The 22,635-nt window shown below is 67.9% G+C and carries 22 protein-coding genes and 1 tRNA gene; 17 read left to right on the top strand and 6 right to left on the bottom strand.

What is annotated here, in order from left to right:
• Positions 1–26: 26 nt before the first annotated feature.
• Both Q1K09_RS00610 and sdhC read right to left on the bottom strand, forming a co-directional pair.
• Positions 27–536, bottom strand: a complete 510-nt coding sequence (locus tag Q1K09_RS00610; protein WP_300342319.1) for a succinate dehydrogenase hydrophobic membrane anchor subunit — start codon at positions 534–536, stop codon at positions 27–29.
• Between the two features lies 1 nt (position 537).
• Positions 538–942: a succinate dehydrogenase, cytochrome b556 subunit gene (gene sdhC, locus Q1K09_RS00605; protein ID WP_300342318.1), complete on the bottom strand. Its 405-nt coding sequence runs from the start codon at positions 940–942 to the stop codon at positions 538–540.
• 325 nt (positions 943–1,267) lie between these two features.
• Here sdhC and Q1K09_RS00600 point away from each other — a divergent pair, with 325 nt between their 5' ends.
• Genes Q1K09_RS00600 through Q1K09_RS00580 form a run of 5 tightly spaced genes read left to right on the top strand, consistent with a single transcriptional unit; the run spans position 1,268 to position 6,203 of the window.
• Positions 1,268–2,386 (top strand): mannose-1-phosphate guanylyltransferase, encoded by a 1,119-nt coding sequence (locus tag Q1K09_RS00600; protein WP_300342317.1) that lies wholly within the window; start codon positions 1,268–1,270, stop codon positions 2,384–2,386.
• A complete protein-coding gene (locus Q1K09_RS00595) occupies positions 2,376–3,674 on the top strand; it encodes an amidohydrolase (protein ID WP_300342316.1) in 1,299 nt (432 codons plus the stop codon). Before Q1K09_RS00600 ends, Q1K09_RS00595 begins: the two co-directional genes overlap by 11 nt.
• Before the next feature lie 26 nt (positions 3,675–3,700).
• Entirely contained in the window at positions 3,701–4,102 is a 402-nt protein-coding gene (locus tag Q1K09_RS00590; protein WP_300342315.1) for a cytidine deaminase, read from the top strand.
• Positions 4,099–5,436: a thymidine phosphorylase gene (locus Q1K09_RS00585; protein WP_300342314.1), complete on the top strand. Its 1,338-nt coding sequence runs from the start codon at positions 4,099–4,101 to the stop codon at positions 5,434–5,436. Before Q1K09_RS00590 ends, Q1K09_RS00585 begins: the two co-directional genes overlap by 4 nt.
• A gap of 29 nt (positions 5,437–5,465) precedes the next feature.
• On the top strand, positions 5,466–6,203 hold the full coding sequence (locus tag Q1K09_RS00580; RefSeq protein ID WP_300342312.1) for a DedA family protein: 738 nt from the start codon (positions 5,466–5,468) through the stop codon (positions 6,201–6,203).
• A 25-nt stretch (positions 6,204–6,228) separates the two neighbouring features.
• Here the strand turns inward: Q1K09_RS00580 and Q1K09_RS00575 are convergent, their stop codons facing one another.
• Positions 6,229–7,614, bottom strand: a complete 1,386-nt coding sequence (locus Q1K09_RS00575; RefSeq protein ID WP_300342403.1) for an NCS2 family permease — start codon at positions 7,612–7,614, stop codon at positions 6,229–6,231.
• A 240-nt stretch (positions 7,615–7,854) separates the two neighbouring features.
• On the opposite strand from Q1K09_RS00575, the gene Q1K09_RS00570 reads away from it, so the two are divergent.
• From Q1K09_RS00570 to Q1K09_RS00530, 9 genes are all read left to right on the top strand, one after another.
• Complete coding sequence (locus Q1K09_RS00570) at positions 7,855–8,994, top strand: adenosine deaminase (RefSeq protein ID WP_300342310.1); 1,140 nt, start codon at positions 7,855–7,857, stop codon at positions 8,992–8,994.
• Between the two features lie 22 nt (positions 8,995–9,016).
• Complete coding sequence (locus tag Q1K09_RS00565) at positions 9,017–9,460, top strand: MazG nucleotide pyrophosphohydrolase domain-containing protein (RefSeq protein WP_300342308.1); 444 nt, start codon at positions 9,017–9,019, stop codon at positions 9,458–9,460.
• A gap of 56 nt (positions 9,461–9,516) precedes the next feature.
• Positions 9,517–10,791 carry a phosphopyruvate hydratase gene (gene eno / locus Q1K09_RS00560; RefSeq protein ID WP_300342306.1) on the top strand — a complete coding sequence of 425 codons (1,275 nt, stop codon included), beginning with the start codon at positions 9,517–9,519 and terminating at the stop codon, positions 10,789–10,791.
• Between the two features lie 381 nt (positions 10,792–11,172).
• The gene (locus Q1K09_RS00555; RefSeq protein ID WP_300342305.1) at positions 11,173–11,790 is read left to right on the top strand and encodes a septum formation initiator family protein; all 618 of its coding nucleotides are present in this window, start codon (positions 11,173–11,175) and stop codon (positions 11,788–11,790) included.
• 11 nt (positions 11,791–11,801) lie between these two features.
• On the top strand, positions 11,802–12,398 hold the full coding sequence (locus Q1K09_RS00550) for a DUF501 domain-containing protein (RefSeq protein WP_300342303.1): 597 nt from the start codon (positions 11,802–11,804) through the stop codon (positions 12,396–12,398).
• A complete protein-coding gene (locus tag Q1K09_RS00545; protein ID WP_300342301.1) occupies positions 12,395–13,387 on the top strand; it encodes a Ppx/GppA phosphatase family protein in 993 nt (330 codons plus the stop codon). Before Q1K09_RS00550 ends, Q1K09_RS00545 begins: the two co-directional genes overlap by 4 nt.
• Positions 13,384–14,898: a S8 family serine peptidase gene (locus Q1K09_RS00540; protein WP_300342300.1), complete on the top strand. Its 1,515-nt coding sequence runs from the start codon at positions 13,384–13,386 to the stop codon at positions 14,896–14,898. Before Q1K09_RS00545 ends, Q1K09_RS00540 begins: the two co-directional genes overlap by 4 nt.
• Positions 14,899–14,965: 67 nt before the next feature.
• On the top strand, positions 14,966–16,345 hold the full coding sequence (locus Q1K09_RS00535) for an FAD-dependent oxidoreductase (RefSeq protein WP_300342298.1): 1,380 nt from the start codon (positions 14,966–14,968) through the stop codon (positions 16,343–16,345).
• Between the two features lie 53 nt (positions 16,346–16,398).
• Positions 16,399–16,472: transfer RNA gene (locus Q1K09_RS00530), tRNA-Leu, on the top strand.
• 32 nt (positions 16,473–16,504) lie between these two features.
• On the opposite strand, the gene Q1K09_RS00525 is transcribed toward Q1K09_RS00530, so the two are convergent.
• Both Q1K09_RS00525 and Q1K09_RS00520 read right to left on the bottom strand, forming a co-directional pair.
• Positions 16,505–17,134: a CbiQ family ECF transporter T component gene (locus Q1K09_RS00525; protein WP_300342296.1), complete on the bottom strand. Its 630-nt coding sequence runs from the start codon at positions 17,132–17,134 to the stop codon at positions 16,505–16,507.
• A complete protein-coding gene (locus tag Q1K09_RS00520; protein ID WP_300342295.1) occupies positions 17,131–17,757 on the bottom strand; it encodes a biotin transporter BioY in 627 nt (208 codons plus the stop codon). The genes Q1K09_RS00525 and Q1K09_RS00520 overlap by 4 nt, the downstream gene beginning before the upstream one ends.
• Positions 17,758–17,930: 173 nt before the next feature.
• Here Q1K09_RS00520 and Q1K09_RS00515 point away from each other — a divergent pair, with 173 nt between their 5' ends.
• The 3 genes from Q1K09_RS00515 to ilvA all read left to right on the top strand — a co-directional run bounded on the left by Q1K09_RS00515 (position 17,931) and on the right by ilvA (position 21,773).
• Positions 17,931–18,836 (top strand): Bax inhibitor-1/YccA family protein, encoded by a 906-nt coding sequence (locus Q1K09_RS00515; RefSeq protein WP_300342293.1) that lies wholly within the window; start codon positions 17,931–17,933, stop codon positions 18,834–18,836.
• A gap of 157 nt (positions 18,837–18,993) precedes the next feature.
• Positions 18,994–20,502 carry an AI-2E family transporter gene (locus Q1K09_RS00510; protein ID WP_300342291.1) on the top strand — a complete coding sequence of 503 codons (1,509 nt, stop codon included), beginning with the start codon at positions 18,994–18,996 and terminating at the stop codon, positions 20,500–20,502.
• A complete protein-coding gene (gene ilvA / locus Q1K09_RS00505; protein WP_300342289.1) occupies positions 20,499–21,773 on the top strand; it encodes a threonine ammonia-lyase in 1,275 nt (424 codons plus the stop codon). The genes Q1K09_RS00510 and ilvA overlap by 4 nt, the downstream gene beginning before the upstream one ends.
• A gap of 139 nt (positions 21,774–21,912) precedes the next feature.
• Here ilvA and greA read toward each other — a convergent pair whose 3' ends face one another.
• A complete protein-coding gene (greA, locus tag Q1K09_RS00500; protein ID WP_300342288.1) occupies positions 21,913–22,416 on the bottom strand; it encodes a transcription elongation factor GreA in 504 nt (167 codons plus the stop codon).
• Positions 22,417–22,635: the final 219 nt, after the last annotated feature.

The raw sequence follows: 22,635 nt of genomic DNA, 5'->3' as shown, positions 1-22,635 counted from the left end.
GTTCTGTTCTGCTGCGCGGGGGACGCCTACTGCGTGACGTTCTCGCAGAAGGCCGGTGCGTACTCCAGCAGCTCGCCGGCCTCGTTGACCAGGCACGCCTCGAAGGTGAAGATCACCATGGTTCCCAGGATGATGATCACCGTGGCGGCCAGGTAGAGGATCGACTTCAGCCACAGCCGGGTGGAGTCCTTCTCCGCGTAGTCATTGATGATGGTGCGCATGCCGTTGGTGCCGTGCAGCATGGCAAGCCACAGCATGGTCAGGTCCCAGAACTGCCACACCGGGTTGGACCATTTGCCGGCCACGAACGCGAAGTCGATCTGGTGGATCCCGTCGCCGACCATCAGGTTGACCCACAGGTGGACGAAGATCAGCACCACCAGCGCCGCGCCGGAGACGCGCATGAACACCCAGGCCACCATCTCGAAGGAGCCGGCCGAAGGATTGGAGCGCAGGTACTTCGGGTCGATGCGGCCGGACCGGGGGGCTTCGATGCCCTGAGCCGGCAGCACTGCGTCAGAGTTAGTCGTCGTCATCTCAGAAACCTTCCCAGCCCTCAAAGAACGTCATCAGATGGCGCACGGAGAAGCCGACCATCGTCACGAACCACAGCACCAGCACTGCCCACAGCATCTGCCGGTGGTAGCGGGTGCCCTGCTTCCAGAAGTCGACCAGGATGATCCGCAGCCCGTTGAAGGCGTGGAAGACGATGGCGCCGACCAGGCCGATCTCGCCGAGGACCATGATCGGGTGCTTATAGGCTCCGATCACTGCGTTGTAGGCCTCCGGGGACACTCTCACCAGCGAGGTGTCCAGCACGTGGACCAATAGGAAGAAGAAGATGCCGACACCGGTGATCCGGTGGCCGACCCAGGACCACATGCCTTCGCGGCCCTTATAGAGAGTTCCCCTGCCGCCGGGGGAGGTCTTTGTCTGCGTCACCTGTCCTTAACCTTTCGAAGCGTCGGTCGCATGGGGTGAAAGTCCCGCTGACTCGGGTGCGGTGCGATCGCCTGCGGGAGCTGTTCAGTTGTGACGCCCGTGCGTTGAGCGATCTCCTGACAAGCCTACGGCACGCCGTGCCTCACGCGCGGTTGTGTGGCGCAGGTCACAGGCCTGTCAGGCCGCCGACCATCTTAGTGCTTCGGCCCAGCTGCTACGGAATGGCGGCAGCCGACGACGACTTCTACACGATGTAGAAGAAATGCAATCTTCTGTCTCAGTTGTGACGCCGGGACCACCGGGTGCTGGGCATTAGTCTGGTGGGGTGACTTCAAGCTCTGACGCGTTCCAACGCTTCCACGCCGTGATCCCCGCAGGCGGGGTGGGCACCAGGCTCTGGCCCCTGTCCCGGGCCGACGCCCCGAAGTTCCTGCACGACCTCACCGGCTCCGGCACCACCCTGATCCGCTCCACCTTCGAACGGCTGACCCCAGTGGCGCAGGACCGCGTCCTGGTGGTCACCGGGCAGAAGCACCGCGAGGCCGTCACTGCCCAGATCCCCGAGCTTGATGACGCAGATCTGGTGCTGGAGCCTGAGCCGAAGGACTCAGCCGCCGCCATCGGCTTGGCCGCCGCCATCCTGCACCGCCGTGACCCGCGCATCATTATGGGCTCCTTCGCCGCCGACCAGGTGATCGCGCCGGTGGACGTCTTCCAGGAAGCGGTGCGGGAGGCAGTGGCCACCGCAGCCACCGGGCGGATCGTGACCATCGGCATCAAACCGACCTACCCGGCCACCGGCTTCGGCTACATCCGGGTGGGGGAGCGCTATCCCGCCGACGGCGCACCGCACGCCCGGCACGTGATCGAGTTCGTGGAGAAGCCCGGTGAAGAGGCAGCCCAGCAGTATGTGGACTCTGGGAACTACTTGTGGAACGCCGGGATGTTCGTCGGCCCGGTGGCGCTGATGCTGCAGCACCTGGCCCGTGCCGAACCCGAGCTGCACGCCGGACTGCAGGAGATCGCCGCCGCCTGGGACACCGAGCAGCGCGAGGAGGTGCTGCAGCGCGTCTGGCCCACACTGCCGAAGACCGCCATCGACTACGCCGTGGCCGAACCGGCCGCTGAGGCGGGAGACGTGGCCGTCATCCCCGGGGAGTTCACCTGGGACGACGTCGGGGACTTCGCCGCGATCGCACGGCTGAACCCGGCCGCCCACCAGGAGTCGATGACCGTGCTGGGCACCAAGCCGCGTGTGTACTCCGAGGACGCCTCCGGCGTCGTGGTCTCCGACACCCAGCGGGTGGTGGCGCTGATCGGAGTGGAGAACATCGTGGTGGTCGACACCGAGGACGCGCTGCTGGTGACCACCACCGACCACGCTCAAAGCGTGAAGAAGGCCGTGGAGGCGCTGAAGGAGAAGGGAGATTCCGATGTCCTCTGAGCGAGTGAGCACCGACGGCAGACAGCGGAGTCCGGAGCAGGGAGACTCGGACACCACCGCTCGGGTCGACGCCGAGGTCGAAGGCGCCACCGAGCCGGCCCCCGGCACCGGGGAGATCATCGCCGAGCTGGAGCAGCAGCTGATCGACTTCCGGCGCGATATCCACCGCCACCCTGAGCTCTCCTGGCAGGAGCGGCGCACCACCGAGCGGATCGCCGAGGCGCTGCGCGCCGCCGGGCTGCAGCCGCAGATGCTGAAGGAGACCACCGGGCTGTTCGTCGACGTCGGCGACGAGCACGCCCCGATCGCCGCAGCCTTCCGGGGCGATATCGACGCCCTGCCGATCACCGAGACCACGGGGCTTCCCTACGCCTCCGAGAACGACGACGCCGCCCACGCCTGCGGCCACGACATCCACACCACGGTGATGCTGGGCCTGGCCCTGACTTGTCAGCGGCTGCACCAGCAGGGTCGGCTCGCCGCCCGCATCCGGGTGATCTTCCAGCCGGCTGAGGAGAAGTTCCCCGGCGGGGCCCGGGAGGTGGTCGCCCAGGGCGTGCTCAACCCCGTCCCGCGGATCTTCGCGCTGCACTGCGACCCGAAGCTGACCGTCGGGGCGATTGGCACCCGCATCGGAGCCATCACCTCAGCCTCAGACCTGGTGCGCATCGATGTCACCGGACGCGGCGGGCACACCTCCCGGCCGCACCTGACCGAGGACGTGGTCGGAGCGCTGGGGCATATCGCCACCATGGTGCCGGCGGTGCTGGCCCGCCGCATCGACGCCCGCAGCGGCGTCTCCCTGGTCTGGGGCCACATCCACGCCGGCAACGCTGCCAACGCCATCCCCTCCGAAGGGACCCTGCACGGAACTATGCGCATCCTCGACGCCGAGGCGTGGAAGGAAGCTGGCGGGGTGCTCGGCCCGGTGGTGCAGCAGGCCGCTGCCGCCTACGGCGTCGACGTTCAGCTCGACCACGTCCGCGGCGTGCCGCCGGTGATCAACTCGGAGACCGAGACCGCCATGATCGACGCCGCCGCCAAGCAGGTGTTGGGCACCAACTGCCTCACCCTGGCCGAGCAGTCCATGGGCGGGGAGGACTTCGGCTGGATGACCCAGGAGGTTCCCGGATCCATGTTCCGGCTGGGCACCCGCACCCCGGACGGGGAGTCCTATGATCTGCACCGCGGCGACTACGCACCCGATGAGCGGGCCATCGCAGTGGGCGTGAAGGTCATGGCCGCCGTGGCCGAGACCGCCGTGGCTGAGCTCGGAGCCCGGCGCTGAGCCCTGCTCGCCGTAGGATTGCTCTCATGGCCCAGACAGACTTCGCCGCACTGACCCAGGCGGCCCGCGAGGCAATGCAGCGCGCCTACGCACCCTATTCCGGCTATCCGGTGGGCGCGGCGGCACTGACCGAGGACGGCCGGGTGATCACCGGCTGCAATGTGGAGAACGCCTCCTACGGTGTGGGGCTGTGCGCCGAATGCACCCTGGTGGGGCAGCTGCAGCTGACCGGAGGCGGGAAGCTGACCGCCTTCACCTGCGTCAACGCCGATGGAGAGACCATCACCCCCTGCGGACGCTGCCGTCAGCTGCTCAACGAATTCGCCGCCGAGGAGTTCCGCATCCTCACCCCACGCGGGATCACCGGTATCGACGGGATCCTGCCCGAGGCCTTCGGGCCCAGCGACCTGCAGGAGGTCAGCGCGTGAGCCGCGCCGCCACAGACCCGACCAGCTATGACGCGGTGGACGTGATCCGCACCAAGCGCGACGGCGGCAGGCTCAGCGGAGACCAGATCCGCTGGGTCATCTCCGCCTACACCGCCGGCGACGTGGCCGAGGAGCAGATGAGCGCCCTGGCCATGGCCGTGCTGCTGCGCGGAATGGACCGCGCCGAGATCGCCGACTGGACCCAGGCGATGATCGCCTCCGGCGAGCGCATGAACTTCAGCAGCCTCACCCGGGCCGACGGGACCCGCAGACTGACCGCGGACAAGCATTCCACCGGCGGAGTGGGGGACAAGATCACCCTGCCGCTGGCTCCCCTGGTGGCCTCCTTCGGGGTCCCTGTGCCTCAGCTGAGCGGCCGCGGCCTCGGCCACACCGGCGGCACCCTGGACAAGCTGGAGTCCATCCCCGGATGGCGTGCTCAGCTGTCCAACCAGGAGATCCTGAACCAGCTGGACACCGTCGGCGCGGTGATCTGCGCAGCCGGTGCGTCACTGGCACCGGCCGACAAGAAGCTCTACGCCCTGCGGGATGTGACCGGCACAGTGGAATCGATCCCGCTGATCGCCAGCTCCATCATGTCCAAGAAGATCGCCGAAGGCACCGATGCCCTGGTGCTCGACGTCAAGGTCGGCAGCGGGGCGTTCATGAAGACCCACGACGACGCCGAGGAGCTGGCCCGCACCATGGTGGCCCTGGGCACCGACGCCGGGGTGCGCACCACTGCGCTGCTGACCGAGATGAGCACACCGCTGGGCATGACCGCCGGCAACGCCATGGAGGTCGAAGAGTCTCTGGAGGTGCTGGCCGGGGGAGGACCGGACGACGTCGTCGACCTGACCGTGGCCCTGGCCGCTGAGATGCTCGCCGGTGCCGGCATCACTGGAGTGGACCCCGCAGAGCACCTGCGCGGCGGGCAGGCCATGGACTCCTGGCGGCAGATGATCAGCGCGCAGGGCGGAGACCCCGATGCGCCCCTGCCGCAGCCGAGGCACCAGCACACCGTGACTGCTCCGGCCTCCGGAGTGCTCAGCCGGCTGGACGCCTACGCCGTGGGAGTCGCCGCCTGGCGGCTGGGAGCCGGCCGCAGCCGCAAGGAGGACCCGGTGCAGGCTGCCGCGGGAGTGCGTATCCACGCCAAGCCCGGGGACACCGTCACCGCCGGGCAGCCGCTGCTGACCCTGTGCACGGACCAGGAGCACCGCATCCCCCGGGCCGAGGAGGCCCTGACCGAGGCGGTCTCCGTGGAGCCGGAGGGCACGCAGCTGCCGGCGCCGACGCTGATCCACCGCCGAATCACTGCAGAAGACCTGTGACCTGGCCCAACGGCCACCACTGAGGCGCGATGCACTTCAGCGAACTGATGTCGGTGCTCAATGAGCTCATCCTGGACGCCGCCTCCGGGTGGTGGACGCTCATCGGGCTGTTCGTGCTCTGCGTCATCGACGGGTTCTTCCCCGTGGTGCCGTCAGACTCGCTGGTGGTGGGACTGGGCTCGGTGCACACCGAGCCGGGAACCCCCGCCTGGTTCTGGGTGGTTCCGGTCGCCGCCGCCGGCGCAGTGCTCGGTGACTACATCGCCTACCGGATCGGACAGGCCATCGGAACCGAGCGGTTCCGGTGGATGCGGCGGCCCGGAATGCAGCGGACCCTGCTGTGGGCCCGTCACGGGCTGGACAAGCGCGGCGTCTTCCTCATCTTCATCGGTCGTTTCGTCCCCGGATGCCGGGTCGCGATCAACTTTGTGGCCGGGACCACCGGCTTCTCGGTGCGCCGGTTCCTGATCATTGATGCCGCCGCATCGATCGTGTGGGCGTTCTGGTGCGTGGGCATCGGTGCCGCCGGCGGAGCGATCTTCGACAACACCCTGGTCTCGCTGGCGGTCGGCATAGCAGTGGCGGCCCTGCTCGGGTGGATCTTTGACCACCTGTTCCGCCGGTTCACCCGATGGATGGACCGGCGCGGCTATGAGCTGGACCCCGAGGGCTACCAGGACACTGCCGCCATCGACGTCGAGCCGCCGCTGCACCTGCGGCGCCGCCGGCACGGACCTGAGGAGGGGGCAGGGGACCCGCAGGACTGACGCCGGTCCTCGGCCTGCCCCGCCCTCAGCTGACCCCGAGGGCGTCCTGGATCGGCCCGGAGACGAAGTAGAGGATGAACATCGCCGCGGTGATGCACATCAGCGGGTGGACCTCGCGGAACTTCCCGCGCAGCACCTTGATGACCACAAAGGTGACGAATCCGGCGCCGATGCCGTTGGTGATCGAATAGCTGAACGGCATGATCACCACGGTCATGAACGCCGGAATCGCGATCTCCAGGTCGTTCCAGTCGATGCGCACAATCTGCTGCATCATCAGGAAGCCCACCAGCACCAGCGTGGCCGAAGCCGCCTCAGTGGGGATCACCGCCGCCAGCGGGGCCAGCACAATCGTGGCCAGGAACAGCGCGCCGGTGACCACATTGGCCAGACCGGTACGCGCGCCGTCGCCCACACCCACAGTGGACTCGATGAAGCCGGAGTTCACCGAGGTGGAGCCCATTCCGCCGCCGATGGTGCCGATGGCATCGGAGACCATGATCCGTCGGGAGTAGGGGATCTCGCCCTGCTCATCCTTGATGCCTCCGGCGTTGGAGACACCCACCATCGTGCCCAGCAGGTCGAAGAAGTTGGCCAGCAGCAGAGTGAAGACCAGCAGGGTGGCGGCGACCACGCCCACCGACTGCCAGGAGCCGAGCAGATTGAACTCGCCCAGCAGTGAGAAGTCCGGCAGGGTGAACCAGTCCTGATCCAGCGTGGGGACGGTCAGATCCCAGCCGTAGGGCTGCTCCTCGGTGGCCGGCCCCACCCGCAGGACCGACTCCACCGTGATTGCCAGCACAGTGGCGGCGACAATCGAATACAGGATCGCGCCGCGGACATTGGCCGACCACATCACGAACAGGGCGAAGAGCGCGACCAGGAAGATCAGCAGCGGCCAGCCGAAGACGAAGCCGCCGACTCCCAGCTCCAGGGCTGCGCCGCCGGTGTTCTGGATGAATCCGGCGTTCATCATGCCGATCAGCGCGATGAACAGTCCGATTCCCACGCTGATGGCGATCTTCAGCGGCGGCGGCACAGCGTTGAAGATCGCTGAGCGGAATCCGGTGAGCACCAGCACCAGCAGGATCACACCTTCGATCACCACCAGGCCCATCGCATCCGCCCAGGTCATTCCCGGCAGCATCACAATGCCGTAGGTGATGAACGCACTCAGCCCCAGGGAGGATGACACCGCCATGGGGAACTTGCCCACCACGCCCATCACAATGGTCAGCACACCGGAGATCAGCGAGGTCGCCGCAGCCACTGCCGGCAGGTTCGGCTCGCTGCCGCCGCCCAGGTACTGGCCCGTCGAGTCGGCCGCCGCGCCGATGATCAGCGGGTTGAGCACGATGATGTAGGACATGGCCAGGAAGGTGGCCAGCCCGCCGCGGATCTCGCGCCCCACAGTGGAGCCGCGCTCGCTGATGTGGAAGTAGCGGTCGAGCCAGCCGCGGGGCGCGCCGCGGTCAGCTGCGCCGGCCTCGGCGGAGGCGGGGGCGTCGACGTCGGAGGGGGACTGATTCTTCGGAGTCTGCTCAGGGTGCACGGAAGGGAACTTTATCGCCCCTGCGGCGGCTCCGGCGAGTCCGGGCGGCCGAGATGCGAGCCGGGACACAGCCGGCGGGGGACCGATACGCTGGGGCCTATGACGAATACTGCAGGCCTTGAAGCCCAGATCCGTGACCTGCCCAAGGTGTCGCTGCACGACCACCTCGACGGCGCTCTGCGGCCCGCCACCCTGATCGAGCTGGCGGGGCAGATCGGCCACGAGCTGCCCAGCAGCGATCCGGAGGAGCTGGCCGAGATCTTCCGGACCAACGCGGACTCCGGGGATCTGGTGAAGTATCTGGAGGCCTTCGCCCACACCACCGCGGTGATGCAGACCCCAGAGGCGCTGCGCCGCATCGCGCGGGAGTATGTGGAGGATCTCGCAGCCGACGGCGTGGTCTACGCCGAGGTCCGCTGGGCCCCGGAGCAGCACACCCGCGGCGGGCTGAGTCTTGATGAAGCGGTTGAAGCGGTCCAGGAGGGGCTCGACGACGGCGCCCAGGCCCTGGCCGAGCAGGACCAGATGATCATCGTCGGTCAGCTGGTCTCCGCCATGCGCCAGGCCGACCAGGCCGCCGAGGTGGTGGAGCTGGCGCTGCGCCACCGCGAGCGCGGAGTGGTCGGATTCGACATCGCTGGACCCGAAGCCGGGTTCCCGGCAGCGAAGTTCGCACCGGCCTTCACCCGGCTTGCCGAGCAGATGATGCCCGCCACCGTGCACGCCGGTGAGGCCGACGGCGTCGAGTCTGTGCGTGACGCGCTGGTCTCCGGCAGGGCCCAGCGCCTGGGTCACGGCATCCGGGTGGCCGAAGACATCCGGCTGACCACCGGGGAGAGCTCCCGCTCCAAAATCGGCGACGGCGGCGAGGAGCTGATCGAGGTTGAGCTCGGCGAGGTCGCCCGGTGGGTCCGGGACCGGCAGATCCACCTGGAGGTCGCACCCACCTCAAACCTGCAGACCGGGGCAGTGAGCGCGCTGACCGGCCAGTCCGAGGTGGAGATGTCCCACCATCCCTTCGACATGCTCTACCAGCTGGGCTTCAACGTCGGTGTCAATACCGACAACCGCCTGGTTTCCGGGGTGACCCTCACCGGCGAGCTGGCGGCTCTGGCCGAGACCTTCAGCTACGGTCCGGCTGAGCTGGCGGATTTTCAGATCAACGCCTTGGAGTCCAGCTTTCTAGGCTACGAGGAGCGCGAGGCGCTGGCCGCCCACATTCTGGAAGCCTGGCAGTGATGCCGCTCAGCGGGGAAGATGCATGAGTCAGGACGCCTTGCCGAACATGTCCCGGCTGGTCCAGATCATCGCGGACCTGCGGGAGCACTGCCCCTGGACAGCCCAGCTGACCCACGAGGCGCTGACGCCCTATCTGCTGGAGGAGGCCCAGGAAGTCTCCGAGGAGATCGCAGCGGGCGTCACCGGCGAGCCGCTGCGCAAGGAGCTGGGTGACATTCTGCTCCAAGTGGTGCTGCATGCCGCCATCGCCTCCGAGCGCGGCGAGTTCGACATCGACGGCGTCGCGGAGGCGATCAGCGCCAAACTCATCCGCCGCAACCCCCACGTGTTCACCCCCGAAGGTCATCTGGAGCCCAAGGAAGCCACCGTGGAGGAGATCGACGCCGCCTGGCAGCGGATCAAGGCCGAGGAGAAGACCGAGGAGCAGCACAGACAGCCCGGCTCCGGCGCCGCCGAGGTTCGATAGGCTGGAGCCGAGTCAACGGCGACTTCGGCCACACCACCCCTGACGAAGGAGAAAACATGTCCCTGATCGCCAGCGTCTTCGGCCGCGAGGTCCTCGACTCCCGGGGCAACCCCACCGTAGAGGTGGACGTGCTGCTCGACGACGGCAGCTTCGGCCAGGCCGCCGTCCCCTCAGGAGCCTCCACCGGCGCCTTCGAAGCAGTCGAGCGCCGCGACGGCGACAAGTCCCGCTACCTCGGCAAAGGCGTGACCGGTGCGGTCAAAGCCGTCAACGAGGTCATCGCCCCGGCGCTGGAAGGTCTGGATGCCACCGAGCAGCGGGTCATCGACCAGGTGCTGCTGGACCTGGACGGTACGGAGAACAAGAACAGCCTGGGCGCCAATGCGATCCTGGGCGTCTCGCTGGCGGTGGCCAAGGCCGCAGCCGATGCCTCCGACCTGCCGCTGTCCAAGTACCTCGGCGGCCCCAACGCGCACCTGCTGCCGGTGCCGATGATGAACATCCTCAACGGCGGCTCCCACGCAGACTCCAATGTGGACATTCAGGAGTTCATGATCGCCCCGATCGGTGCGGCCACCTTCTCCGAGGCCCTGCGCGCCGGGGTCGAGGTCTACCACGCGCTGAAGGCCCTGCTGAAGGAGAAGAGCCTGTCCACCGGGCTGGGGGACGAAGGCGGCTTCGCCCCCGACCTGCCCTCCAACCGCGACGCACTGGACCTGATCACCGAGGCCATCACCCGAGCCGGCTACACCCCCGGAGAGGACATCGCCCTCGCCCTGGATGTGGCCGCCAGCGAGTTCTACTCCGACGGCGCCTACACCTTCGAAGGCGAGCAGAAGACCCCCGAGCAGATGAGCGAGTACTACCGCGAGCTGGTGGAGGCCTACCCGCTGGTCAGCATCGAGGACCCGCTGGACGAGGACGACTGGTCCGGGTGGAAGACCCTCACCGAGGCCATCGGAGAGAAGGTCCAGCTGGTCGGCGACGACCTGTTCGTCACCAACCCGGACCGGCTGGCCAAGGGCATCGACTCCCAGACCGCCAACTCGCTGCTGGTGAAGGTCAACCAGATCGGCTCGCTGACCGAGACCCTGGACGCCATCGCCCTGGCCCAGCGCAGCCGCTACACCACCATGATCAGTCACCGCTCCGGTGAGACCGAGGACACGACGATCGCCGACATCGCCGTGGCGGTCAACGCGGGACAGATCAAAACCGGGGCGCCGGCCCGCTCCGAACGTGTGGCCAAATACAACCAGCTGCTGCGGATCGAGGAGGAGCTCGGCGACGCCGCCCGCTACGCCGGACGGTCAGCGTTCCCGCGTTACTGAGCTGGTCCCGCGGCCGGGCGCAGGTCCCGGCCGCTCTCGGCCGCGTGCGGTGGCAGCGGCCTTCGCGCCTGAAGCTGGTCCCGGCGGCGGGGAAACCCCGCTCGCCTCTCGCTCGGCTGGCGCCGAGCTTCACGCCTGAAGCTGGTCCCGGCGGCGGGGGAAACCCCGCTCGCCTCTCGGCAGGCAAAGCCTTGCCTGCCTTCGCACGTGAAGCTGGTCCCGCGGCCGGGCGCAGGTCCCGGCCCGCGGGCGGCGGATCGCATTGTGGTGACAGTTCGCGTGTCAGGGCCAGGGTTTAGCCTGTGCGCGGACTACGCTGAAGTCCTGCAGGCCGCAGCCTGCTACAGACCATCCGCACGCTTCCCCAAGGCGGTGACTTCAGTGGCCCGACACGCGCGCAGCCACGGCGCCCCGGCCGCGCCGGCTCAGTCTGCGCGCCAGCGCCGGGCCCAAGCACGGGCACGCAAAGCCGAACAGCGTCGGCTGGCCGAACGGGAGCAGGTCTCCGGGGAGATCCGCACACCGGATGAGATCACCGCCCGCCGGGCCCGCCGCGCGGAGAAGCCCCGTCCCGCCGCACCGGCGCCCTCGTCGCGCACCCCGGTCTCCGCCCGGACCCTAGTGCCGGAGCGGACCTTCTCCGGACGGATGATCGTGCTGACCATCGTCGCCCTGGTGGTCATCTCCTTCCTGGTGCCCACGGTGCGCACCTATCTGCAGCAGCAGGCCGAGATCAGCGAACTGCGCGAACAGATCGCCGCCGAGCAGCAGCGCCAAGGAGAGCTCTACACCGAGCTGCAGCGCTGGGACGACCCCGAATTCGTCCGGCAGCAGGCCCGGGAGCGGATCAACCTGGTGATGCCCGGTGAGCGTCGCTACCACGTGATGGGCGACCTCAGCGACGTCGAGGTCGAGTCCGCCTCCGACGTCGCCGATCCGGAGGACCCCGCCTGGACCGACGAGCTGTGGGAGTCCGTGGTCGAGTCCGCAGCAGAGTAGGCTGGTGCGCTGTGAACGACGCGGCACCCACCCCCGAAGACCTCGATACGCTCAGCCTTCAGCTGGGCAGACCCGTGCGCGACGTCGTCGAGATCCCTGCCCGCTGCCGCTGCGGAAGCCCCTTGGTGGCCGCCACCGCACCGCGGCTGAGCAGCGGCATCCCGTTCCCCACCACCTTCTACCTCACCCACCCCACCCTGACCACCGCAGTCTCCCGCCTGGAGGCTGCCGGGGTGATGGCCGAGATGACGCAGCGACTCACTGAGGATCCCGAGCTGGCCAAGGCCTATGCCGCAGCCCACCGGAACTACCTCAGCGAACGCGAGCGCATCCGGCAGCTCGCCGGCCTGGAACCGGTGTGGGAGATCGACGGCGTCAGCGCCGGCGGCATGCCCGAACGCGTCAAATGCCTCCACGTGCTGCTGGGCCACAGGCTGGCCGTGGGCCCCGGCATCAATCCGCTGGGCGACGAGACCCTGGACCTCATCAGCGACGAATGGACACCGCAGACCTGCACCTGTGACACTGCCTGGGACCACCAGGCCGAGGTGCCCACCCGAGAGCTCAGCCGGCACGAACGCCGGCTGCGAGAGAAGGATCCATCATGAGAGTCGCCGCCATCGACTGCGGAACCAACTCGATCCGGCTGCTCATCGCCGACGTCGACCTGCCCGGCAGCGGGTCGGTCACTGACGTCGTGCGCCGGATGACCGTGGTGCGCCTGGGCGAAGGCGTGGACACCACCGGAGAATTCTCACCCCAGGCCCTGGAGCGCACCTTCGCCGCGGTGGAGGACTATGCGGAGCTCATCCGCCGGCACCGGGTCGAGCAGATCCGGTTTGTGGCCACCTCCGCCTCCCGGGATGTGACCAACCGTGAGGAGTTCTTCGCCGGCGTCCACCAGCGCTTGAGCCCGCTGTGCCCTGACTTCGCCGGCCCGGAGGTGATCCGCGGCTCCGAGGAGGCCGGACTCTCATTCGCCGGAGCAGCCAGCGTGCTGGACTGGGACCCGGAGAAGAAGGTGCTGGTGGTCGACCTCGGCGGCGGCTCCACCGAGTTCGTGCTGGGCACCCCGCAGGCCGCCGAGCACGCCATCTCCACCGACATGGGCTGCGTGCGGTTCACCGAGCGGCATATGCGCTCGGATCCGCCGCAGGAGACCGAATGCTCCATGGCCGCGTTCGAGACACTCTCCTTCTTGGAGGACGTCTCGCAGGTGATGCCGCTGCATGAGACCGAAACCGTCATCGGCGTCGCCGGCACGGTGACCACGGTGGCTGCCCACGCCCTGGGGCTGGAGGACTACGACGCCGAAGCCATCCACGGCGCAGAGTTGGACCTGGACACTATCCAGCAGTCCGTCGACCAGCTGGTGAATTCCACCCGCGAACAGCGAGCAGCCATGCCGTTCATGCACCCAGGCCGGGTGGACGTCATCGGTGCCGGGGCGCTGATCTGGGGGACCATTCTGGATTACCTGAACAAACACACCGGCGGACGCGTCACCTCCGCAATCGCCAGCGAGCACGACATCCTCGACGGCATCGCCATGTCCATGGCGGCCCGCATTCACGCACCGGCAGGGGCTGAGAAGTGATCCGAGGCCGCCGCGCGCTCACCGCACTCACCGCTGCTCTGCTGCTGTCTCCGGCTGCCGCGGTCCCCTCGGTGGTTCACGCCCCCGAGGCTCAGGCCGATATGTGGCGGGACTACCAATACTGGCTCGAGGACTACGGCGTCCGCGACGCCTGGGAGACCACACGGGGCGAGGGAGTGACCATCGCCGTCATCGACACCGGCGTCGACGCTTCCCACCCCACACTGGAGGGCGCGGTGGTCGGAGGCACCGACGTCTCCGGCGGCGGCGACTCCGAAGGCGGACCGGTGGAGCAGACCAACACTGAGCACGGCACCCTGGTCGCCTCCCTGGCGGCCGGCCGCGGACAGCCCGCCGAGGAGCCGCCCGAAGGTGAAGACCTTCAAGAGATGTCTGAGGAGGAGTGGGACGAATGGTTCGACGACTTCTTAGCAGACCTCGAGGACACCTACGGCGAGGACTGGGAGGAGGAGATCGACGAGGAGCTCATCGACGAGTTCTACGAGACCCGCCGCTTCCCCGGAGCCGATGAGGAGCTCGACGAGGACCTCGAGGAGGAGATTCCCGACGGCGCCGATGCCGACCGCCCAGCTGGTGTGGTGGGAGTCGCGCCCGAGGCAGACCTGCTCTCGATCTCACTGGTGCTGGAGGACCCCAACCCGCATGGGCCCAACACCGAGGACCAGATCGCCCAGGCAGTCACCTGGGCGGTGGACAACGGGGCGGACATCATCAATATGTCCATCGGCTCGGGCAGCCAGGAATGGCCCGAGAGCTGGGACGAGGCGTTCCTCCATGCCGAGCAGAACGACGTGCTGGTGGTCGCCGCCGCCGGCAACCGGGCCGCAGGCCACTTCTCCGTGGGCGCCCCGGCCACCATTCCCGGAGTGCTGACCGTGGCCGGGGTGGACGAATCCGGCAGCATCAGCGAGGACTCCTCCTCCCAGGGCATCGCGATCGACGTGGCGGCAGCATCCGAACCGCTGGTCGGGGCGCTGCCCGACGGCGGCTACGCCATGTGGGAGGGCACATCCGGAGCGACCCCCATCGTCGCCGGAGCGGCGGCCCTGGTCATGGCCGCACACCCTGAGCTCTCCGCTGCAGAGGTCAAACACCGGCTGGTCTCCACCGCAGACTCCGCCGGCTCTGAGGGGATTGACCCCGAATACGGGCACGGGGTGCTCAACGTGGCCGAAGCGGTCAACGGCAGCGCCCCGGAGTTCGACCCAGCCGACTACCAGACCCTTGAGGACTGGATCCGCGTCCACCGGCGGGCCGAGACTGAGACGGCCGAGCATGAGGATATCCCCGAAGACTCCGGCGTGGTGCCGGGACCAGAGGGAGAGCCCCGTCAGGCACCGCAGGCCTCCTCCGCGCGGACAGTCCAGGACTGGGCCGGCCCGGCAGCGCTGGTCATCGGCGGACTCGCCCTGGTGGTGCTTCTCACCGGAGCTGCGGTGCACCTGGTATCGCGATACTCCGAGTCCGACGAGCACAGCGATGACCAGTAGTTCTGCGGCTGCCTGCGGGCAGTTCGCCGGTGAGAATCGCCTCTGAAATCCCTATAGGATGGAGCCCATGGCACTCAAGCTCTCAGACAAACCTCGCGTCCTGATTGTCGGCGGCGGCTACGTCGGTCTCACTGTCGCCCAACGACTGCAGAAGAAGGTCAAGGCATCCGGCGGTGTGGTCACCCTGGTGGACCCGCTTCCCTATATGACCTACCAGCCGTTCCTGCCCGAAGTGGTCGGCGGCCACATCGAGGCCCGCCACGCTGTGGTGCCCCACCGGCGCCACCTGAAAGACACCGAGATCATCACCGGCAAGGTCACCAGTGTGGACCACGATGCCAAGACCGCCGTCGTCGGCCTCGACGAGGGTGAGAGCATCGAGGTCCCCTACCAGGACATCGTCATGGCCGCCGGCGCCACCACCCGCACCTTCCCCATCGAGGGCCTGGCCGAGAACGGCATCGGCCTGAAGACAATTGAGGAAGCCCTCGGTCTGCGCAATCACATTCTGGAGCGCCTCGAGGCCGCCTCCACTATGACCGATGAGGCCGCCAAGCGCCGGGCGCTGAGCTTCGCGGTCATCGGCGGAGGCTTCGCCGGCATCGAATGCATCGCTGAGATGGAGGACATCATCCGCGCCGCAGTGGATCAGAATCCTCGGCTGGCCCAGTCGGATGTGCGCATCGTCCTGGTCGAGGCGATGGGCAGAATCATGCCCGAAGTCTCCGAGGAGCAGGCCGTCGGCGTGGTGGAGCACCTGCGCGGCCGCGGAATCGAGGTGCTGCTGAACACCTCCCTGGGCTCGGCCGTCGACGGCGAGCTGACCCTGATCTCCATGGAGGACAAGTCGGAGGTGGACCGCTTCGCCGCCGACACCCTGGTCTGGACTGCCGGAGTGGCCGCCAACGCCGTAGCCCGGGCATCCAGCTTCCCGGTGGACGAACGCGGACGGATCACCGGCTCGGCCACCCTGCAGATCCTCAACGAGGACGGTCAGGCGATCGAGGGCGCCTGGACCGCCGGCGACATCGCTGCGATCCCGGACCTCACCGGCGCCGGCCCAGGCGGTTTCTGCGTCCCCAACGCCCAGCACGCCGTGCGTCAGGCCAAGCACCTGGTGAAGAACCTGCTGGCCGCCCGCTACGGCACCGGGGAGATCACCGAGTACAAGCACGAGTCCCTGGGTGCGGTGGCCGGACTGGGTCTCTACAAGGGCGTGGGCAACCCGATGGGTCTCAAGCTCAGCGGGGTCTTCGCCTGGGCTGCCCACCGCGGATACCACGGCTACGCCATCCCCACTGTGGAGCGCAAGGCTCGCGTGCTCTGCGGGTGGGCCAGCGAGATGGTCTTCGGCCGTGACCTCACCGGACTGCGCGATCTGGAGAACCCCACCAAGGCGTTCTTCGAAGCGGCCGGCGGAGGCGAGAAGTCCAAGTCCAAGGGCTGAATCCAGGCTGCAGATACGATGAAGGGGCCGTGCATCCACGGCCCCTTCGTCATCCCCCCATAGCCCAACCGGCAGAGGCAGTCGACTTAAAATCGATCAAGTCTGGGTTCGAATCCCAGTGGGGGGACCCGTGCCGCGCACAGCGCGGCCCAGACCTGCTCAGCGCACGCCGCGGGCCGCCAGGGCTTCGCCGGTCTCCTCTGCGTGCTGCAGGGTCATCACCAGCAGGGGAGTGGTCATTGCCGCTGCGGCAGCCGGGCCGGTGCGAGCCCCGCGCGCCTGCCGTGCCCGCCGTATCTCCTGATAGAACCCGAATATCACCGGCACCGACCGCATGGTCAGCGACATCGCCAGGGCTGCACGCTCGGCAGTGAATCCCCACCGTCCCAGCCCCAGCCGCTCTGCCGGCCGGACCAGCCGCAGCACCAGCTCCATCACATCGCTGACCCGCGTGGTGAGGGTGAACAGGCCAGCCAGGATCACCACGGCCAGGATGCGGGCAGTGGTGATGGCCGCCTCTCCGGCAGTGAGGAAGAGCAGCTGCGGTACCGCAATCAGCAGAACCAGCCACTTCAGCCTCCACATCCGCACCGCCAGCTGGGCGGCACCGGCCCGAGCCCCGAAGGCTAGCACGTACCCCACCGCTGCCAGCGCCCAGGCGGCGACAGCCACCCAGGGGCTGTCCCGCCACAGAGCCACTGCGATCCCTGCCGCCAGAAGCACTGCCACCTTTGCCCCCGCCGGCATTCTGTGCAGCGCCGAGCTCCCCGGCCGGTAGATCGGAATCACAATGTCGCCCTCCGGCGGCTGACCCCGCGGAACGCGGCAGGGTATGCCCGGGCAAGCGAATGGGTCACTAGCACGGCGAAGGTGGCCTTCAACGCATCACCGGGGAGGAAGAGCGCATTGGCCGCAGCGGCCTCAGGAAGGCTCAGACCCAGCTGCCAGGCCATCACGGGGATGCCGCAGGCATAGATCACCCCGATGCCTCCCACCAGGACTCCGGCGGCGGTGCGCCACCCACGCAGGGGCCAGCGGTGCTGCACGATCAGGCCCACCGCCAGCGCCCCGGGGACGAAGCCCAGCGCAAAGCCCGCCGTCGGGCCCGCGAACACTCCCAGGCCGCCGGAGCCCTGCGCCATCAGCGGAAGCCCCGCGGCGGTGAGCACATTCAGCAGCAGCATCGACCCTGCTCCACGCCACGGTCCCAGCACCGCCCCAGCCAGCATGACCCCCATGGTCTGCAGGGTGATCGGCACCGGCCCCAGCGGAATTGCCGCCACCTGCCCCAGCACGGCGACCAGCGCCGCGAAGACCGCCATCTCCGAGATGCTGCGGACGGCCGGGGCCGCTGCGGCGGGACGCCCAGAGGCAGATTCGGTGGCGGGAGCAGGAGACTGGTGGGTGCCCATAGTGCTGAGCCTACGGGTGGTGGCCAGCTACGGAGACTGGAGACTCTCCACAAAAAGTCACACACGCCGCCATCGGCACTATGACGGGAATCACGGGGGTGTCCGAGCCGTTAGACTGTACAGACCAACGGATTCGCCGTGATGACGAACCCACAAAGGAGAGCGGAACCACTATGGCCAGCAACTTCGGCAGCTCGAGCAACCCGGTATTCCGGTCCGGAGCTATGCCTGATCAGTTCAACGCGGACAAGCGCCGCCGCTTCTACATGAACTCTGGTGCCGGCACTGTGCGCGAGATGCCGCGGCAGGAGCAGACCTACGCCCAGCAGTACGGAGTGCCGGCCCCCAGCGCGGAGCAGCTCCAGCAGCAGTACAACCTGCCCGAGGCCGCCGGGGCTGAGGGCGCCCCGATGACCTACGACGACGTCATCCGCAAGACCGTCACCAGCTTTGCGGTGCTGCTGATCGGTGCTGGCGCTGCCGTCACCCTGGCCACCATGATGCCGTCGCTGGTGATGACACTGGCGCTGGTGGCCGTGCTCGGCGGACTGGTCCTGGGACTGGTCAACGCCTTCCGGCGCGAGCCCAACCCGGCACTGATCCTGGCCTACTCCGCCACCCAGGGCTTCTTCCTCGGAGCGTTCACCTGGATCCTGGAGATGGCCTACCCAGGGGTCGCGTTCCAGGCGGTGACGGCCACCCTGGTGGTCTTCGGCACCGTGCTGGCGCTGTTCAAGTCCGGCAAGGTGCGCGCCACCCCGAAGCTGAACAAGATGTTCTTCACAGCGCTGATCGCCTACCTGGTATTCAGCCTGATCAACTTCGGCCTGGTGATGTTCACCGACATCGGAATGTTCGGCATGCGGGCAGGCTGGCTCGGCGTAGCCATCGGCGCCTTCGCCATCCTGCTGGCCACCTACTCCCTGGTGCTGGACTTCACCAATATTCAGGAGGGCGTGGAAGCCGGAGTGGCGCAGAAGTACGGCTGGGCCGCGGCATTCGGCCTGACCGTCTCGCTGGTCTGGCTCTACATCGAGATCCTGCGGGTTATCGTGATCCTGCGCTCCATGGCCGAATAGGCCACACCTGCTCTGCTGCGGCGGGCCCGCCTGACGCATCTGCGGATGCGACGGCGGGTCCGCCGTCGTCGTATGCGCCTGCGGACTGGTGCCGCGCAGAGACACCTTCACCCCGAGCCTCAGGAACCATCAGGGCCTCCGTGGCAGGATAGAGGCCATGAGCACTGGTCAGACACCTGAGGACAGGCCCTCTCAGTCCTCCGAGACCACCTACGCAGTCGCCCATCCGGAGGCTGAGCCTGCCGCGGTCGGGGACCAGCCCCCCGGGCAGTTCGCCTCGCCCCGGCTGGCCGAGGAGCAGCGCATCCAGGACGACATCCCCTGGGGCGTGCGGATCGCCGCCGCCTGGTCCTGGCGAGCGATCATGATTCTGGTCGCAGCCGGAGTGGCCATCTGGCTGCTCAGCCACGTCCTGCTGATCCTGTTCGCCCTGATGGTCGCAGGGCTGCTCTCCACCCTGCTGAAGCCGCTGCACACTGCCTTCCGGAGGCTGAAGTTCCCCCGCATCCTGGCAGCGGTCTCAGCGATCCTGCTCTTCCTCGGCGTCGTGGTGGGCCTGCTGATGCTCGTCGGCCAGCAGATCATCCAGGGCTTCACCGAGATGACCGACCAGGTCATGTCCGGCATCTACGACCTCATCGACTGGGCCGACCGCACCGCGCAGGGATTCGGTCTGGAAGTCTCTCCGGACCAGTTCAACCAGGCCATCGAGGAATTCGTCGGCTGGATCCAGCAGAACCAGGACACCATCATGTCCTCGGCGGTCGGCTTCGGATCTGCGGCCACCAATATCACCGTAGGCGCCGTGCTGGTGCTGTTCACCCTCATTTTCTTCCTCGCCGACGGCCGCCGCATCTGGGACTTTCTGGTGGTCTTCGTGCCCTCGAAGCACCGTCCGGCCATCCACGGCGCCGGCCGGCGCGGCTGGACCGCTGTGGGCACCTATATGCGGGTCCAGGTCTTCGTGGCCTTCGTCGACGCCCTCGGCATCTTCATCGGTGCGGTGATCCTCAACGTCCCGCTGCCGCTGCCCATCGCCGTGCTGGTCTTCTTCGGCGGCTTCGTCCCTGTGGTCGGTGCGGTGGTCACCGGCGCCGTCGCCGTGCTGCTGGCCTGGGTCGCGCATGACTTCTTCACTGCCCTGATGATGCTGGGCGTGGTGATCCTGGTCCAGCAGATTGAGTCCAATGTGCTGCAGCCGGTCATTATGGGCAAGGCCGTGAGGCTGCACCCGCTGGCAGTGGTGCTGGCAGTCACGGCGGGCACTACGCTGATGGGCATCCCCGGTGCCCTGTTCGCCGTGCCGGTGCTGGCCTTCATCAACCGGGCTACCCAATACCTGGTGAAGGAGGAGTGGCGCGGAGACGACGAGGCACTGGCCATGGAGCGCGCGGTGAAGGAGGAGGCGCTGATGCGTGCCGCCCACCGTGAGAAGGTGGAGGCCGAGGATCGCGCCAGCCTGGATACCATCAAGCAGAGGCTGTTCGAGACCATCCCCGGCCTGGACCCGGAACGCTCGCGGTTTCTGCGCCGCTACCAGGACGACGACGGGCCGAAGCCCTCTGCGCGCCCGGAGGCCGAGGCTGCGGACACCCCGGGCGGGGAAGTCCACGACGGCGACGATCCGGCCAGTGGACCGAAGACGACGAAGGACCCCGATTCATGACCGAGACCGTCCAGCAGCAGGAGCTCCCCGGCAAGGACCTCAGCGTCCAGCTCTCTGACGTCCGAGCTGCCCGCGACCTGCTCTCCGGCGTCATCGTCGACACCCCGATGGAGCACTCGCGCGCCCTGGGACGCATGCTCAACGCCACGGTGCACCTGAAGGCAGAGAACCTGCAGCGCGCCGGATCCTTCAAAGTCCGCGGCGCCTACGTGCGCATGGCCCGGCTCTCGGATGAGGAGAAGGCCCGCGGCGTGGTGGCAGCATCAGCAGGCAACCACGCCCAGGGGGTGGCGCTTGCGGCGAAGAAGCTGGGGATTCGGGCGACCATCTACATGCCGCGCGGGGTGGCGCTGCCGAAGCTGGCCGCCACCCGGGACCACGGCGCCGAAGTGGTGCTGCACGGATCCAATGTGGATGAGGCGCTCGCCGAGGCACAGCGCTTCTCCGAGGAGTCCGGGGCGGTGTTCATCCACCCGTTCAACAACACTGATGTCGTCGCCGGCCAGGGGACCCTCGGCCTGGAGATTCTAGATCAGCAGCCGGAGGTGGACACGGTCATCATGGGCATCGGCGGGGGAGGCCTGCTCGCCGGCTCCGCTGTGGCCCTGAAGCAGGAGGCGGCGCGGCGAGGCCGCGACATCACGCTGATCGGTGTGCAGGCGGAGAATGCCGCCGCCTACCCGCCCTCGCTGGCAGCCGACGCGCTGGTGCCGCTGCAGGGGGTGCGCACCATCGCCGATGGGATCGCAGTGGGCCGGCCCGGGGAGATCCCCTTCGAGATCATCAAAGAGCTGGTCGACGAGGTCGTCACCGTCAGCGAGGACGCCATCGCCAAGGCGCTGATCTTCCTCATGGAGCGCTCCAAGCTGGTGGTGGAGCCCGCCGGTGCAGTCGGCGTCGCCGCGCTGATGGAGGGCAAGCTGGATGAGCTCAACGTCGAGGCCAACAATATTGTGGCGGTGCTCTCCGGGGGCAATATCGACCCGATGCTGATGCTTCGGGTCATCCAGCACGGCCTCTCTGCTGCTGACCGGTTCCTGACCGTCAAACTCATGCTCAAGGACCGTCCCGGGGAGCTGGCGATCATCTCCCGGATCATCGCCGACACCGACGCCAACGTCATCGGCGTGGATCATTCCCGCATCGGCGGGCAGCTGTCCATGGGGGATGTCTCCATCGTGATCAATATGGAGACCAAGGGCCAGGAGCACTCCTCGCTGGTGCTGAACTCGCTGCGCGGTGAGGGCTACGAGCCGCTGGTGATGAACTGACGCCCCTGCACGAGCGGGCCCGGACGGGCCCTCGCAAGCCAGCTGTGCCGCGGCGCATCACCGCCGGAGGCCGAAGGCTGCGCCCAGCAGCGCATCTGCTCACCGCTGGGGCCGGCCTCCTTCCGTCACCAGCTGAGCTTCAGCCGGTGTAGGGCTCGGCGGAGAGGATCTCCACCTCAATATCGCTGCCGTTGGGGGCCTTGTAGCTGACCTTGTCGCCCTCTGCGGCGCCGCTGATCGCTTCGCCCATGGGGGAGGCGTCGGAGTAGACCGAAAGGTCCGTGTCCCCGGCGATCTCACGGTTGCCGAAGAGGAACTCCATCTCCCGGCCGGCGACCACGGCGCGCACCAGCATGCCGGGACGAACGGTGCCGTCGCCCTTCGGCGCCTCGCCGACCTGCGCGTTCTCCAGCAGATTGGACAGGTAGGCGATGCGGGCCTCGGCCTTGCCCTGCTCCTCCTTGGCCGCGTGGTAGCCGCCGTTCTCCTTCAGATCGCCCTCGTCGCGGGCGGCGGCAATACGGTCAACGATCTCCTGGCGGCCGGGCCCCTTGAGATGCTCCAACTCGGCCGAGAGGCGGTCATAGGCCTCTTGGCTCAGCCACTGGGCGTTCTCGTCGACGTCGGTGGTGTTCGTTGACACGATGTCTTCTCCTTCAAAGTGCTCAGGCCGGCCACGGGGCGTCAGGGGCTAGCAGCCCCAATAGTGCCGAGTGGGCCGGCCGTAAACAGAGACCCCGCCGGGGAGTCCCTGGCGGGGTTCGTTGCGTGTGGCAACATGCTAGTGCGTTCTCGGCGGGAAACTCAACGATTCCGGCGGGTTATGCCCACTGTGAACAGGGTCTCATCCCTGTGCCGCGGG

Source organism: Nesterenkonia sp. (assembly GCF_029265375.1).
Lineage (GTDB): Bacteria > Actinomycetota > Actinomycetes > Actinomycetales > Micrococcaceae > Nesterenkonia.
Note: the sequence above shows the minus strand (reverse complement) of the source record. Positions and strands in the feature narration are given on the sequence as shown.